The following is a 15,381-nucleotide window of genomic DNA, read 5'->3' as shown; positions in this document are numbered from 1 at the left end:
CCGACAACCGTCCACTTAAGAGTGAACATCACCGGTGCGGGCCTCTGCCTCAGCGTTCGCCGATGCGTCCCGGGCGCCCGAAGCGGCCCGTCTTCCACACCGAAACGATGGCCGGCCGCGGCTGCGCGGTGCCGCCGTCGGGCCAGTGCGACGTCGGGTTCGCCGAGCTCGCCGCGTTCTCGCCCGGGTGCTGGACCGCGACGAGCACCAGGTCGTCGGTCACGACCGGGCCGCACGTCTCGGCGCCGACCGGCACCGACAGGAACTGCTTGACGTGGCCGCGCTCCGGGCCGGTGACCGGCACCGAGAACAGGCCGTCGTTCGCGCCGAGCGCGTTGCCGTCGGTGGCGACCCAGAGGTTGCCGTGCCGGTCGAACGCGACGTTGTCCGGGCAGGAGATCGGGCTGACCTGGTCCTTCGGGAAGCCGCCGAAGTAGGTGTCCGCCGCCTTGGGGTCGCCGCAGACCAGCAGCAGCCGCCAGGAGAAGCGGGTCGACGCCGCGTCGCCGCGGTCCTCCTCCCACTCCAGGACGTGGCCGTTCTTGTTGCCGTTGCGCGGGTTGACCTCGTCGGCGCCGGCCTTGCCCGCCGCGCCGCGGTCGGTGTTGTTGGTCAGCGCCGCGTAGATCCGACCGTTGACCGGGTTCGGCTCGATGTCCTCCGGCCGGTCCATCTTCGTGGCGGCCACCTTGTCCGCCGCCTGGCGGGTGAAGACGTAGACCTCTTCGGCGGTGAACCCCTCGACGAACGACTTGTCGCCGCTGACCAGCGGGATCCATTCGCCGGTGCCGTCGAACTGGCCGTCGGCCGGGAGCTTGCCGGTGCCGTCGATCTCGCCCGGGCTGTCGCCGGTGAAGCGGGCGACGTACAGCGTGCCCTCGTCGAGCAGGGCCGAGTTGTGGCGGCGGGCGTGCGCGCTGTGGCCGGGCTTGTACTTGCCCTTCGACACGAACTTGTAGATGTACTCGAACCGGCTGTCGTCGCCGGAGTAGACGGCGACGTGGCCGTCGGCGGTGATCTTGATGTTCGCGGCTTCGTGCTTGAAGCGGCCGAGGGCGGTGTGCTTGACCGGCGTCGAGTCCGGGTCGTTCGGGTCGATTTCGACGACCCAGCCGAACCGGTTCGGCTCGTTCGGTTCCCGCGAGACGTCCCAGCGCTTGTCGAACCGCTCCCACTTGCGGGTGCTGGTGCCGGTGCCGACGGTGTAGCGCTTGAGCCGCGCCGCCACGACCGGGTCGGTGACCTGGTCGGCGTTCGCGAAGTACTGGTCGAAGTTCTCCTCGCCGGAGAGCACCGTGCCCCACGGCGTCACGCCGCCGGAGCAGTTGTTCTGCGTGCCGCGGACCTTGCGCCCACTCGGGTCGGCCGACGTCTTGAGGAACTTCGACCCGGCGGCCGGGCCGCGGACCTCGAAGACCGTGTCGAGGGTGATCCGGCGGCCGTACCGGCTCGGGACCACCTCGAGGCCGCCGCGGACCGGGTCACGGCGGGTCAGCAGGACCGACAGGCCGTGCGCCGCCCAGGCGGTCTTGACCTGCTCCTCGGTCGGGTTCGCCGGGTCGTACTGGCCGGCCGGGAACATGTGGACCTCGGTCGTGTACTCGTGGTTGACCACGAGCAGGTTGGTCAGGCCCAGCGGGTCCTGCGGGATCAGGCCGACGAAGTCGTTGTTGTAGCCGAACTGCTTGGCCTGGGCGGCCGCGGTCTGCTTGGCGAAGTCGAACTTCGGCGCGCCCGGGACGACCGGGTCGCCCCACCGGACGACGACCCGCTGCGCGTAGCCATCGGGCACGCTGACCTGGTCGAGCTTGTTCGGCGGGACCGGGTCGAAGTCGGTGCCGGGCACCGGCCGCGGCGGCCGCGGCTTCTGCAGCGGTGCCGCCGCCGCGGTGCCGGACAACGCGTTGAACCCACCCGCGGCGGCGGCCATCACCGCGCCCGCCTTGAAGACGCGACGGCGGGAGATGTCCTTCACGACGTCACCGAAGTACTCGTTGGCGGATTCGTTCGCCTCGGGGTGGGCGCACGCGTTGCCGCAGCGGTACTCGCAGGTGACCGGGGAACGGCCGCCCGGGTGGGTGGGCAGCAGCGGGAGCAGGCGGTCGGGCACTTCGCCTCCATGGTGGGAGTTCGGGGACGGACCGAACCTAAGCTCCCAAAACCAGCCATTCCAGACATTCAGCTGAACAGCAGGTGTACTGCTACCCCGAACGGACCCGTCAGAACTCTTCGCCGACGAGCACCGCTTCCCGCGGCACGGTGTGCGGGTCCGCCGTCTTCTCCCGCAGCGAGAGCAGCGCACCCGCGACGACGCACAGCACGGCCGAGGCGATGAACGGCGCCTGCGGCGACCCGAACCACTCCGCGACGTGCCCGACGAGCGTCGCGGCGACGGCGCCACCGAGCCAGCGGCAGAAGTTGTAGCCCGCGCTGGCGACCGGGCGCGGCGCGTCGCTGATCGCCATCGCGGTGCCGGTGAACAGGGTGTTCAGCAGGCCGGACACCAGCCCGGAGACGATGATCCCGGCGACCAGCACCGGCTTGCTCGGCACGGCGAGGACCAGCATCAGCACGGCGTACCCGAAGACGGCGGCCGCGGCGGCATGCCGTTCGCCGAGCCGGGCGGCGAGCCGCGGCGCGAGGGCGACCCCGGCGACGGCGACGCAGAGACCCCAGCCGCAGAACACGAGGCCGACGGCGATGGCGCTCCAGCCGAGGACGAACGGCGACCAGGCGAGCACCGCGAAGAACGCGGCGGTGTACAGCGCGGACGCGACCGACGTCCGCAGCAGGCCTGTGTGCTTCAGCGCGCGCAGCGGGTCGAGCAGCTTGATCGGCGCCCGCTGCTCGTGCTTGTCGCTCTTGAGGAACACCGCGCACAGCACGAGGGCGCCGGCCATCAGGATCGCGGTGCCGAGGAACGGGCCGCGCCACGAGATGCTGCCGAGCAGGGCACCCAACAGCGGCCCGACCGACAGGCCGACCCCGAGGGCGGCCTCGTAGAGCAGGATCGCGCCGGACTGGCCGCCGGTGGCGGCGCCGACGATCACCGACAAGGCCGTCGCGATGAAGAAGGCGTTGCCGAGGCCCCAGACCGCGCGCAGCCCGACGAGCTGCTCGATCGACCCGGCGGCCGAACACAGCGCGGTGGCCACGACGATCAGCGCCAGCCCGGCCAGGACGGTCCGCTTGGCGCCGAAGCGGGCGCTCGCCGCGCCGGTGACCAGCATGGCGACGACCTGGACGCCGAGGTAGGACGAGAAGAGCAGGGTGACCTGGGACGGCGTCGCGTCCAGGCCCTTGGCGATGGACAGCAGGATCGGGTCGACCAGCCCGATCCCCATGAAGGCGATGACCGCGGCGAACGCGGTGATCCAAACCTGCTTGGGCTGGCCCTTGACGGCGTCCAGCAGGCTCGAGTGGTGCTCAGCGCTCATCGCTGATCAGTTCCTCCTTTTTGGTGTCGACCAGAAGCTTGGCGAGGGCCGGGAGGGCGGCTTCGATCGCTGCGCGGTCGGCGTCGTCCATGGCGATGAGCCGTTCGCGAAGGAACTCTTCGCGGGCAGCCACCGTCTCGGCGTAGAAGCGACGGCCTTCGTCGGTGACGTCCACGAGCACGGCCCGCCCGTCGGCGGGATCCGGGCGCCGGGTGGCGAGGCCGAGCCGTTCGAGCCGCCCGACGACGTCGGTCATCGACGGCAGCTTGACCTGCTCGAACTCGGCCAGCGCGCTCATCCGGCGCGGCCCGCCGTTGACCAGCTCGCTCAGCACCGACCCCTGGGTGAGGGTCAGCGACAGCTGCGGCGTCTGCCGGCGCACCTGGTGGTACAGCCGGAAGACCAGCGGCCGGAGCCGGTGGGCGAGATCGGTGATCGCGGAAGTCACTTAGCTAGGCTAACAAAAATTAGTAAGGGTAGCTAAGTAACTCCTCTCGCAGGCTAGGCTCGACGCATGGAAGCGGTGATCTTCGACCTCGACGGCGTGCTGGTGGACTCCGAGCGGATCTGGGACGAAGTGCGGCGCGCGGTCGTCGCCGAGCACGGCGGCACCTGGCGCGAGGAAGCGACGCGGGCCCAGCAGGGGATGAGCACGCCCGAGTGGGCCCGCTACCTGGTGGAGGAGCTGGGCGCGCAGCTGTCGCCACTGGAGATCGCGACGCTCGTCGTCAAGCGCATGGCGGCCCGCTACGCGGCGGAGCCGCCGTTGATCCCGGGCGCGGTGGAGGTCGTGCGGCAGGTCTCGGCGCGGTGGCCGGTGGCGATCGCCAGCTCGTCGCCGGTGATCCTGATCAAGGGGTTCCTGGACGTGACGGGCCTGCCGGTGGGCGCGGCGGTGTCGTCCGAGCAGGTCGGGGCCGGGAAGCCGGCGCCGGACGTCTACCTGCGGGCCGCCGAGCTGCTGGGCGTGGCGCCGCCGGACTGCGCGGCGGTGGAGGACACGACGAACGGGCTGCGGTCGGCGCTGGCGGCGGGGATGGCGGTGTATGCGGTGCCGAACCCGCACTTCCCGCCGGATCCGGCGGTGCTGGGGCAGGCCACGGCGGTGGTGGAGAAGATCACCGACCTGCCGAGGGCGCTGGGGCTCAGCTGACGTCGGCGCGCACCGGCGGTGAGCCGGGGGTCACGCCGGCCAGGAACACCTGGTAGGAATTCGCCAGCCGGCCCACCCACTGACCCTGGCTGAGGTCTCCGTGGGCGTCGTAGAGCCGCAGCTGGTTCGCCGGAGCGCTGAGCAGGTAGACCGCTTTGCCCGGCGGCAGCGGCCCGACGGGTTCGCCGGCGTACCCGGCCAAGACCGCCTTGCCGTCGGCCGGCGCGAACGGAACGCACTGCGGGGACATCCCGGACTGGGCGGCGGCGCCGTCGAACGGCTGGTCCGCGGGCAAGGCGGCCACGCAGAACAGTGGCCTGCCGGGTTCCCGCCTCCGCTCCGCCGAGAAGGCCCACCCACGCCAGCGGTCGGATTGGCCGGCGAACTCGGTGAGGGCCACGGGCGAGCTCATCAGGAGCAGCTCCGCCATCGGCAAGTGCTCCGGCTTGGCGAGCACCAGCTCCTCGGCGGGTGTCACCGTCGGCGCCTTGGCCGTGTTCAGCAGGGTGGCCAGGAGCACGCTGGTCAGCAACACCAGCGCCGCCGCCAGGGGCGCGATCACCACCGTGGACCGCCGGTGGCGCGGCCGGCGCTGCCTCCGCTGCTGCTCCACCCAAGCCGCGTCCAGGTTCGGCGTGACCTCCCCGGCCTGCGCCCGCAACGTCTCGGCCAGCTTGCGTTCGAGTTCGGTCATCCCTCACCTCCCGGCTCGTCCCCCCAGTGCTTGCGCAGGTTCGCGATCGCGTGGTGCGCGGTCGCCTTCACCGTGCCCACGGAGATGCCCAGCGTCTCCGCGATGGCCGCCGTGCTCAGGTCCAGCCAGTACCGCAGCACGAGGACCTCGCGCTGGCGCCGCGGCAGCTTGACCAGCACCGCGCGCAGCCGCCGGTGCTCCCAGCCGGCCAGAGCCGTGACCTCGGCCGACGGTTCGTCCGGTGGCCGCTCCTGCGGGGCCCGCCGGACCACCTTCAGGTGCCGGGTCCGGGAGCGGGACATGTTCACCACGGTCGTGCGGAGGTAACCCGCCACCCTCTCGTGGTCCGCGAGGGTGTCCCAGCGCTGGTGGAGCTTGACGAACGCCTCCTGCACCACGTTCTCCGGGTCGTCCGCGCCGAGCAGGTGGGCCAGCCGCGTCAGCCGGCCGAAGTGCTCGCGGAACAGGTCGTGGAAGGTCGGTGCGCCCAGGTCCCCCGGTGCGCTTTCACCCACGCTCGCGCTCACGCGACGCCAACGCCCGCCCCGCCCCACCGGTTTAGTGCAGCACGCGAAAAAGGCCGTCACCAGGGGTGACGGCCTTTCGCGAGACCAGCTCTACCGCTCGACCTCGCCGCGGATGAACTTCTCCACGGCGTCACGCGCGGTGGCGTCGTCGTACTGCTCCGGCGGCGACTTCATGAAGTAGGAGGACGCCGACAGGATCGGGCCGCCGATGCCGCGGTCCTTCGCGATCTTCGCCGCGCGGACCGCGTCGATGATGATGCCCGCCGAGTTCGGGGAGTCCCAGACCTCGAGCTTGTACTCCAGGTTCAGCGGCACGTCGCCGAACGCGCGGCCCTCGAGCCGGACGTAGGCCCACTTGCGGTCGTCGAGCCACTGCACGTAGTCCGACGGTCCGATGTGGACGTTGCCCTTGCCGAGCTCGCGGTCGACCTGCGACGTCACGGACTGGGTCTTGGAGATCTTCTTCGACTCGAGCCGCTCCAGCTCCTTCATGTTCAGGAAGTCCATGTTCCCGCCCACGTTGAGCTGCATCGTCCGGTCGAGCTGGACGCCGCGGTCCTCGAACAGCTTCGCCAGCACGCGGTGCGTGATGGTCGCGCCGACCTGGGACTTGATGTCGTCGCCGACGATCGGGACACCGGCGTCTTCGAACTTCTTGGCCCACTCGGGGTCGGAGGCGATGAACACCGGCAGCGCGTTGACGAACGCCACGCCGGCGTCGATCGCGGCCTGTGCGTAGAACTTGTCCGCCACCTCGGAGCCCACCGGCAGGTACGACACGAGCACGTCGGCCTGCGCCTCACGGAGGGCGGCGACGATGTCGACCGGGGTCTCGTCGGACTCCTCGATCGTCTCGCGGTAGAAGCGGCCGAGGCCGTCGTGGGTGTGGCCGCGCTGGACCGTGACGCCCAGCGGCGGCACGTCGGCGATCTTGATGGTGTTGTTCTCCGAGGCGAAGATCGCCTCGGACAGGTCGCGGCTGACCTTCTTGGCGTCCACGTCGAACGCGGCGACGAACTCGATGTCGCGGACGTGGTAGCCGCCGAAGTCGACGTGCATCAGACCGGGGACGCGGGTGGCCGGGTCCGCGTCGCGGTAGTACTGGACACCCTGGACCAGCGACGCCGCGCAGTTGCCGACGCCCACGATGGCCACCCGTACGCGGCGGTTCTCGCCCATGGGGGTTTCTCCTTCAATCCGTCTGTTCAGTAGGTCTGGTGCCGCGACGCTGCGGCCCGGCCGGCCGGCCGGGGTCCGGCGGACCCTGCCGTTCGGCTTGTTCGTGCGCGATCAGCTCGTTGAGCCAGCGCACCTCCCGCTCGCTGGTCTCCAGCCCCAGCCGGTGCAGCTCGCGGGTGTAGCGATCGATCTTCTCCTCGGCCCTGGCCAGCGCCGCCCGCATGCCCTCACGGCGTTCCTCGACGCGACGGCGGCGGCCCTCGAGGATCCGCAACCGCACGTCGGCCGGGGTCCGCGAGAAGAAGGCCAGGTGGACGCCGAAGCCTTCGTCGTCCCAGGTCTGCGGCCCGGCGTCGCCGAGCAGCTCGCCGAAGCGCTCCTTGCCCTCCGCGGTGAGCTTGTAGACCCGCCGTCCGCGCCGCGACCACGCCCGGTCGTCGGCCTCGTCCAGCTCTTCGACCAGGTACCCGGCCCGCAGCAGCTTCCGCAGGGTCGGGTACAGCGAGCCGTACGAGAACGTCCGGAACGTGCCGAGCGTCTCGTGCAGCCGCTTGCGCAGCACGTACCCGTGCATGGGCGCTTCGTGCAGAAGACCGAGGATCGCGAACTCCAGCACAGCGCACCCCCTTCCGGGAACAAACCGAGACGACCCGCGTTGCTCCGAACGAGCGCCTCGATCCAACCTACTCAGCCACTATATCGCGCCGATACATCGAAGTGGCGAAGCTAACCCCGACCGGGTACCCGTCGAGGGCGAAATTCACCGGAGAGTTATCGAACGTCCGGCGTGTCCGCCCCGGTCCGCGGCCTGGTGCCGCTAGGGGGCGTGGACGCCACAGGAAGAGCCCGTACTCTGTCCTCGTGATTAACCAGCGGCAGGTCGTGGACTACGCGCTGCAGCGCCGTGCGCTGCTGGCCGAAGTCCGCTCCGGGCGCGTCGGCAGCTACGAAGCCTGCGACGCGAGCCCGTACCTGCTGCGAGCGGCGAAGTTCCACGGCCGGGCCGGTGACCAACCCTGCCCGATCTGCCGCCAGGAGCCCCTGACCCTGGTGTCCTGGGTCTACGGTGACGAGCTCAAGCACGTCGCGGGCTCGGCGCGGACCCCGGAGGAGCTGGCCAGGATGGCGGGCTCGTTCGCGGAGTTCACCGTGTACGACGTCGAAGTGTGCCGGGCGTGCCATTGGAACCACTTGGTCCGGTCATACGTCCTGGGCACAGGGGAACCGGCGGGTCCGCGAAGGACCGCAGGCCGGTGAGCCACCGTACGACCAACGCAACGCGCAGGTCAGTGCCCCTGCGGGTACTGATCCGGGAGGACCGTCCGTGACCGACGACCACAACCGCTCCTGGCCGAACCAGGAGCCAGACGCACCTCGCCGTGCCCAGTGGCCGGGCGAAGACGCGGGACCGGCGTGGCCCGGTGAACCGGCCCGGCGAGCCAACCCGGCTCGCGGTGGCGCGCGGCAGTCCGGGCCCGCCTGGCCCGCCGGTGACGAAGGTGGCCCGCAGTGGCCCAACGACCAGGCACGACGTCCGCAGACGCCGCCCGGCGGCGCCCGCCGTCAGCCGCCGCCCGGACGCCGTCCCGGCGGCCCGCCCGGCTCGCCGCCACAGGGCTTCCGGCAGCCACCGCCGGGCGGTCGCCGTCCCGAGCCGGGAACCGAACGTGAGCCGGATCTCATCACCCACCACGCGCACAACGGGACCGAAGACGCGTACGACTCCTACGACGACGACCGGCGGTTCGACGAGTTCGCCGACGACGTCGAGCCCCAGCGCGAGCTGGACGAGAAGGGCCGGCCGGTCCTTTCCCCGGCGCAGCGGAAGAAGCGCCGCTGGAAGATCATCCGGCGAGTCGCCTACGCCTGCGTCGGCGTCTTCTTCGTCGTGCCGGCGATCGCGTTCGTGATCACGTACTTCATGGTCGACGTGCCGACGCCGGAGAGCGTCGCGGCGCTGCAGAGCCAGCCGGTCACCTACTACTACGCCGACGGCAAGACGGTGATGGGCCGGTCCCTTCCGAAGGGTGGTGACCGCCAGCTGCTCAAGCCGGGCGACATCCCCGACACCGTGAAGCACGCCGTGTACTCGGCCGAGGACGCGACGTTCGAGACGAACTCCGGCTTCGACGTCACCGGCATCCTGCGCGCGGTCTACAACCAGGCGACCGGCGGCCAGGGCGGTGGGTCGACCATCTCCCAGCAGTACATCAAGAAGGCCACCGAAAACGACGCCCCGAGCCTCAGCCGGAAGTGGACCGAGCTGGCCAAGTCGTTCAAGATGAACAACCAGGAGTCCAAGGAAGAGATCATCACGGGCTACCTGAACATCGTCTACTTCGGACGCGGGGCGAACGGCATCCAGGCGGCCGCGAAGGCGTACTTCAACAAGGACACCAAGGACCTCAGCGCGTCCGAAGCCGCGCTGCTCGCCGGGCTGATCCAGGGGCCGAGCAAGTCGGAGAACCAGGACTACGCCACGCGGCGCTGGAACTACGTGATGGACCAGATGGTGGCCAACAAGTGGCTGCGCGCCGACGAGCGTTCGGCCGCGCAGTTCCCGACGCCGGTCCCGAAGGCGGCCAAGGACACCGGCCAGTCCATGCCGTACCACATCCAGCAGCGGATCGACGAAGAGCTGGCCGCCGACGGCTACGACAGCGCCCGGCTGCACTCGACCGGCGCCAAGGTCTACACCACCATCGACCCCAAGGCCCAGAAGGCGGCCGAGGACGCGGTCACGAACAAGATGAAGGGCCAGAGCGACGACAAGCTCCTGGGTTCGCTGGTCGCGGTGAACCCGAAGACCGGCGGCGTCCTGGCGTACTACGGCGGCCCGGACACGGTGAAGGACGACAAGGGCAACGACAAGGTCGCCGAGGACTGGGCCAACGTGCGGCAGAACCCGGGCTCGTCGTTCAAGGCGTTCGACCTCACCGCGTACCTCAAGATGGGCAAGGGCCTCGGCGACACCTTCGACGGCACGAACAACCGGATGTTCCCCGGCCGCAAGACCCCGCTGCGCAACGCGGGTGACAGCGCCAGCTGCACCGCGGAGTGCACGGTGGCCCACGCGATGGAGATCTCCGCGAACACCGTGTTCTACGACATGGTGCTCAACGTGACGAAGCCCGCGCGCGTGGCGCAGGCCGCCAACGAGGCGGGCGTGCCGACGTCACCGGAGATGAGCCAGGACATCAACATCGCGCTCGGCGGTGGCGCCACCCGGGCCACGCCGGAGGCCATGGCCGCCGGGTACGCCACCTTCGCCAGCGGCGGCATGCGCCGGGACGCCCACTTCGTCGCCAAGCTGACCAACGCCCAGGACGAAGTCGAGTTCGACGAGAGCAAGTACCAGGCCACACCGGCGTTCGACAGCGACGCGCAGAAGACCGCGCAGATCGCGGGCAACGTGACCACGGCCCTCGGCCCGGTCATCACCCACTCGCACCTGAACTGCCCGGCCGGCCACCAGTGCGCGGGCAAGACCGGTACGCAGCAGTACGACGTGCAGAACGGCGATCCGGCGAACTACGCGAACCGCAACGCGCAGACGTGGATGGTCGGCTACACGCCGTCGGTCGCGGCCGCGGCCTGGGTCGGCGGCGACGGCAACCAGCCGCTGCACGACAACAAGAACCAGCCGATCTTCGGTAGCAACTACCCGGGTCCCATCTGGGAACAGTTCATGAAGGAGTACCTGGACGGGACCCCGCCGGAGAAGTTCGACAAGGTCGAGCCGATCGGCAAGGACGTCAACGACGTGACCACGACGGCCTCGAAGCCGTCCGAAACGCCGACGCCGTCCGAGACGCCGACCACGACGCCGAGCCAGCCGAGCACGGAGCCGAACACCGAGACCGAGACGCCGTCGACCAAGCCGACCCGGTCGCGGCCGGGCCCGGGCACGGGCGGGCCCACCCCGCCGCTGCCCGGCGGTGACGGGTTCGCCCGGCCACCGGGCTCGGAAACCGGCTGACGCGGGGGCCCCGCACTCTTCGCGAGTGCGGGGCCTTTGCCGTTACCGGGCGTGCGTCAGTACCACGGCGTGAGCGTCATGACGCCGTTGAAGTAGGCGCCGCCGCGGAAGCGCCAGTTCGGGCTCGGGTTGGTGGCCTTGGCGGCCGAGGTGAGTGACCACTTGTAGGTCGACGTGCCGAACGGGCCGCACTGCAGCCACGTCCGGCCGCCGTCCTGCGACCAGTCCATCCAGACCGAGTCGCCCGGCCCGAGCGCGGCTTCGCTGCCGTGGGCCCTGGCCCACCCGCGCTTGACGCCCTGGACGATGCCGACCTCGACGGTGAGGCTGCGCCCCGGCGAGTTGGCCACGACGGTGCCCTCGAGGTCGTCCGGGATGTCGACGAACCCGTTGGCGCCGTGCGCGCAGTCGGCCGCCGACGCCGAAGCCACCCCGGACACCCCGACCAGCAGCGACGCGGAGGCCGCGACGACCGCCGCGCACGCGCCAAGCTTTCGCAATGAAGACAATTCAATCCTCAATTCCTGAGTACCAGTGAATGAGGGAAGCGCAGCACGAGCCGCCAGAACCCTCCCCGCCAGCAGCAAACCACGATCACCGCCGTTCCACCAATAGGCCATCACGGTCGGAGATCCACACCGGCGCGGCCCGGCACCTCGGCCGAAGGCTCGAGGCAAAGCGGCAAAAGCCACAAAACCGACAGGAAAGCGCTTCACCAGGCACCCGGCCCCGCCGTGGGTTCCACCCGAATGGCGGCTTGGCGCCGCCGGTAGCGCGAAGTTTGATGTTGTCTGCCACGAGTTCGCGCTGATGATCGTGGCCGAGCAAGGGGAGGCATCGGCGCCACCAGGCTGTGAGGTTTCCTCATGACGTCGATCTTCGGCTGCCGCCTTTCCCGACCACGCCCATCGGGCACCCATTCCCGCGCGTCCTAGTGCAGTTGGCGTAGCACGCATTTTTTTCCGCCATTCGGCAAACCACGGTTTTCGCGCGCCGGAAATCCCCGTGCCCGAAATCTTTCGGCCATTCCTGCGCGCAGGAAAGAGAAGAGATGAGATCCAGCTGGCGGAAGGCTGCGCTCGGTGCGCTGGCCTTCCTCACCTTGGTGCCGGCGGTGACGGCCACCCCGGCCGCCGCCGAGCAGACAACCCAGGAAAGACAAGCGGTTCCCGCCGACGATCCCCCCGTCGTCGCGGCCGCGAAGCGGGACGAGCTGCTCGGCCAGGGCTGGCAGGCGTCCGGCGACCGGCTCTGGACCACCACCGGCGACGCGGAAGGCCTGCACGTCCTGACGGCCGAAGCGAAGACGGGCTACAGCTGGCGCACGATCGCCGACCTGACGGTGACCGGCCTCGAGACCGACCAGTGGATCGGCCACGGCTGCGTCACCGGGTCGGGCCGGCGCGCCGTGATCGTCTACGCGCCCCGCACCTTCACCAACAAGGAGGACCTCACCTCCCGCGGCGGCCTCACCGCCGTCGTCGACCTCGTCACCGGGGCGGTGACGAAGCTGCCGATCCGCACGACGCTGTCGTACTACAACCCGGGTTGCGGCACCGGGGAAACCGCCGCGCTGACGCAGGAAGGCGGCGACCGGATCCCGAAGACCGGTGTCGTCACGGTGGACACCACGACCGGCACGCTCGGCGCCCGCACCGAACTGAACGGGCAGACGACGTCGGCCACCCCGGTCGACGGCGGGTTCGTCGTCGCCGACACCGCGGGCCTGCTGAAGGTCGGCACCGACGGGACCAAGCAGCGGCTCGTCGCCGGCACCGGCGGTGTCCCGTTCAACGTCCGCGCCGACGCCCAGGGCGGCGTCGTGTTCATGGACCTCGCGGGCAACGACAGCCGGGTCCGGCGCGCGCCCTCGTCCCGGCAGGCCCGCCAGGACGCGCCCACGCTGGCCAGCGGCCCGCTCGGCTCGGTCGGCGTCGCTTCGGGCACCGGCGGCAAGGTGTTCGTCACGGGCACGCCGGCCAAGCTGGGCACCCTGCCCGGCGCGGTCGCCAAGCTCGACGTGCCGTCGGACGCCGAAGTCTCGTCGCTGGGCCAGACGGCGATCACCGACGTGGCCCTCGCCCCGGTCAAGCCGGGCACGAAGGCCGCGAGCGACCCGCACCGGCCGCGTCCGGTGCACATCGCCACCCGCAGCCTGCGCACGGGCAAGACGTTCGGCTTCGGCGTCGACCCCGGCGACACGCTCAAGCCGCGCTGGAACGACACGGTCGACGCCGACCGCGTCTGCTCGGTGCCGCGCAACGACCCGGGCACGCAGGTCTACCAGCCCACCCCGCGCGAGGTGGAGTGGGCCGCGGACAACGCGGTGACCGGTGCGCGCAGCGTGGGCGACAAGATCCCCGCGCAGATCCTGCTGGGCGTGCTCGGCCAGGAGTCCAACCTCTGGCAGGCCGCGCGGAACATCTGGGCGGGCGAGTACGGCAACCCGCTGGTGGGCAACTACTACGGCCTGGAGATCTACGACGACAACCCCAGCAACGACTGGGACATCCGCTGGGACAGTGCCGACTGCGGCTACGGCGTCACCCAGACGACGGACGGCATGCGGCTCGCCGGGCACCCGAAGCCGGGCACCCCGGACGACGCCAGGCCGGCCACCGAACAGCGCGCGATCGGCACCCAGTACATCACCAACGTCAACTCCGGCCTGCAGATCCTGCTGGACAAGTGGCGCCAGCTCCAGGCGCGGGGCATGACGCTGAACAACAACGACCCGATGCGCATCGAGAACTGGTTCTACGCGACCTGGGCCTACAACTCGGGGCTGCACGACGGGACCAAGCCGGACGACGCGGGCGTCGTCGGCCTCGGCTGGCTCAACAACCCGGCGAACCCGCGCTACCAGGCGGACCGGGCGAACTTCGGCACCAAGCCGTCGGACTTCGCCCACCCCGAGCGGTGGCCGTACCCGGAGAAGGTGCTCGGCTTCGCGACCAGTCCGCCGTCGGGCTACGAAGGCCCCAACCAGCCGGAGCCGTTCTTCCGGGCGGCGACCTGGAACGGCGCGAGCGGACCGGACACCACACCGGGCACGGCGAACTACAACCGCCGGACCGCGCGGCCCGCACCGCAGACCTTCTGCACCGCGGACAACAACTGCTCCTGGGGCACCGCGGTCCAGCCCGACGTGCCGGGTGAGCTGCCCGGGCCCTGCCTGCACCGGGACTCGGCGGGCAAGCTCGACCTGCGGTGCTGGGTCAAGACCGCGGCGACCTGGAAGACGGACTGCAGTGCCACCTGCGGCTTCGAGTTCGTCCGGTACGACCCGGGCGTCGGCAAGCCCGCCGACGGCGCCAGTTACCCGCCGCGGTGCGACAACAACGACAGCAACCCGAGCCACAACGGGATCGTCGCCACGGCCGGGGTCATCGACGACGTCACCACCCAGACGCCGCCGGTGCGGCCGTGCCGGGGGATCCACGCGAACATGGCGGGGAGTGACTTCTCGTTCAGCTACCCGGGTTCGGCGTCCAAGGTCGACCTGCACCAGGTCGGCGGCGGCTACGGCGCCCACTACTGGTACGGGCACACCCGTTCCGACACCGACGAGGGCCACAAGACGCAGCTGATCGGCAACTGGACGTTCCCGAGCGTCGACGGGCTGGCCAGGTTGATGGTCTACATCCCGTCCCACCTCGCGGACGCGGCCGTGGTGTACGTCGTCGACACGGCCAACGGCCCGGTGAACGTGCCGGTGCGCCAGGCCGACCACCACGACGAATGGGTCCCCCTCGGGGCGTTCCCGTTCTACGGCCAGCCGAAGGTGCACCTGAACACGATCACGGCCGGGGCGAACGGCCTCGACGCGGTCGCGTTCGACGCCATGGCCATCGACTCGGTGCCCGACGGGCCGGGGTACACCCCGATGATCGTCAACGAGTCCTCCGGTCCCGACGGCAACTACGCGTGCCTCGGGCTCAAGGGCAACGTGACCAAGCCGGGTACGCCGACCGAGTTCCGGTCCTGCAGCAAGTCGTGGGGCTACGGGTACTGGAACGAGGTCGACGCCAAGGTCGTGATCAACCTGCCCGACTCGACGCAGGCGCGGGGCTACATCCTGCAGGACCGCTTGGCGGGACAGTGCCTGCAGGTGGCCGACGGGCGCACGGACGACGGGGCTCCGGTCGTGCTGGGGTCCTGCGTGGCAGGCGACAACAACCAGATCTGGACGTTGCCGCCGCAGCCCACGCCGGCCACCGGGACCCAACGGCAGCTCGTGATCAACCTGAAGACCGGCAAGTGCCTCTCCCTCGGGAACGCGAACCCCAACGGGACCAGCCCGGTGGTCCAGTCCACCTGTGACTACGGCGGCAACATCACCACGCAGTACTGGAAGGCGTACACGCAGCAAGTTCCGCTGCAGTAGCAGAACGGGCCCTCCGCGCGGGTGC

The 15,381-nt window shown here is 70.4% G+C and carries 12 protein-coding genes; 4 read left to right on the top strand and 8 right to left on the bottom strand.

Going from position 1 to position 15,381, the window contains the following annotated elements; all coding sequences use genetic code 11:
* Positions 1-49: 49 nt before the first annotated feature.
* From OO60_RS07475 to OO60_RS07465, 3 genes are all read right to left on the bottom strand, one after another.
* Positions 50-2,110: a PhoX family protein gene (locus OO60_RS07475; protein ID WP_033261062.1), complete on the bottom strand. Its 2,061-nt coding sequence runs from the start codon at positions 2,108-2,110 to the stop codon at positions 50-52.
* Between the two features lie 109 nt (positions 2,111-2,219).
* Positions 2,220-3,437, bottom strand: a complete 1,218-nt coding sequence (locus OO60_RS07470; protein ID WP_003060914.1) for an MFS transporter — start codon at positions 3,435-3,437, stop codon at positions 2,220-2,222.
* Positions 3,427-3,885, bottom strand: coding sequence for a MarR family winged helix-turn-helix transcriptional regulator (locus tag OO60_RS07465; protein ID WP_003060916.1), 459 nt, complete (start codon positions 3,883-3,885; stop codon positions 3,427-3,429). The genes OO60_RS07470 and OO60_RS07465 overlap by 11 nt, the downstream gene beginning before the upstream one ends.
* Positions 3,886-3,951: 66 nt before the next feature.
* Between OO60_RS07465 and OO60_RS07460 the strand changes: the two genes are divergently transcribed.
* On the top strand, positions 3,952-4,590 hold the full coding sequence (locus OO60_RS07460) for an HAD family hydrolase (protein ID WP_033261061.1): 639 nt from the start codon (positions 3,952-3,954) through the stop codon (positions 4,588-4,590).
* On the opposite strand, the gene OO60_RS07455 is transcribed toward OO60_RS07460, so the two are convergent.
* From OO60_RS07455 to OO60_RS07440, 4 genes are all read right to left on the bottom strand, one after another.
* Complete coding sequence (locus tag OO60_RS07455) at positions 4,583-5,284, bottom strand: hypothetical protein (RefSeq protein WP_003060918.1); 702 nt, start codon at positions 5,282-5,284, stop codon at positions 4,583-4,585. The two genes, OO60_RS07460 and OO60_RS07455, sit on opposite strands and share 8 nt — an antisense overlap.
* Complete coding sequence (locus OO60_RS07450; RefSeq protein WP_003060919.1) at positions 5,281-5,799, bottom strand: SigE family RNA polymerase sigma factor; 519 nt, start codon at positions 5,797-5,799, stop codon at positions 5,281-5,283. Before OO60_RS07450 ends, OO60_RS07455 begins: the two co-directional genes overlap by 4 nt.
* Positions 5,800-5,901: 102 nt before the next feature.
* Positions 5,902-6,990, bottom strand: coding sequence for an inositol-3-phosphate synthase (locus OO60_RS07445; RefSeq protein ID WP_003060920.1), 1,089 nt, complete (start codon positions 6,988-6,990; stop codon positions 5,902-5,904).
* 13 nt (positions 6,991-7,003) lie between these two features.
* Positions 7,004-7,606 (bottom strand): PadR family transcriptional regulator, encoded by a 603-nt coding sequence (locus OO60_RS07440; protein WP_003060922.1) that lies wholly within the window; start codon positions 7,604-7,606, stop codon positions 7,004-7,006.
* A 245-nt stretch (positions 7,607-7,851) separates the two neighbouring features.
* Between OO60_RS07440 and OO60_RS07435 the strand changes: the two genes are divergently transcribed.
* Positions 7,852-8,247 (top strand): DUF5318 domain-containing protein, encoded by a 396-nt coding sequence (locus OO60_RS07435; RefSeq protein ID WP_003060924.1) that lies wholly within the window; start codon positions 7,852-7,854, stop codon positions 8,245-8,247.
* A 67-nt stretch (positions 8,248-8,314) separates the two neighbouring features.
* On the top strand, positions 8,315-10,969 hold the full coding sequence (locus tag OO60_RS07430) for a transglycosylase domain-containing protein (protein ID WP_033261060.1): 2,655 nt from the start codon (positions 8,315-8,317) through the stop codon (positions 10,967-10,969).
* Between the two features lie 56 nt (positions 10,970-11,025).
* Here OO60_RS07430 and OO60_RS07425 read toward each other — a convergent pair whose 3' ends face one another.
* Positions 11,026-11,469, bottom strand: a complete 444-nt coding sequence (locus tag OO60_RS07425) for a hypothetical protein (protein WP_003098774.1) — start codon at positions 11,467-11,469, stop codon at positions 11,026-11,028.
* Positions 11,470-12,020: 551 nt separating this feature from the next.
* Between OO60_RS07425 and OO60_RS07420 the strand changes: the two genes are divergently transcribed.
* Positions 12,021-15,356, top strand: a complete 3,336-nt coding sequence (locus tag OO60_RS07420; RefSeq protein ID WP_003098772.1) for an RICIN domain-containing protein — start codon at positions 12,021-12,023, stop codon at positions 15,354-15,356.
* The last annotated feature ends 25 nt before the right edge of the window (positions 15,357-15,381 follow it).

This window comes from Amycolatopsis vancoresmycina (assembly GCF_000716785.1).
GTDB classification, from domain to species: domain Bacteria; phylum Actinomycetota; class Actinomycetes; order Mycobacteriales; family Pseudonocardiaceae; genus Amycolatopsis; species Amycolatopsis vancoresmycina.
The sequence above is the reverse complement of the archived record's forward strand: the minus strand, read 5'-3'. Positions and strand labels throughout refer to the sequence as shown.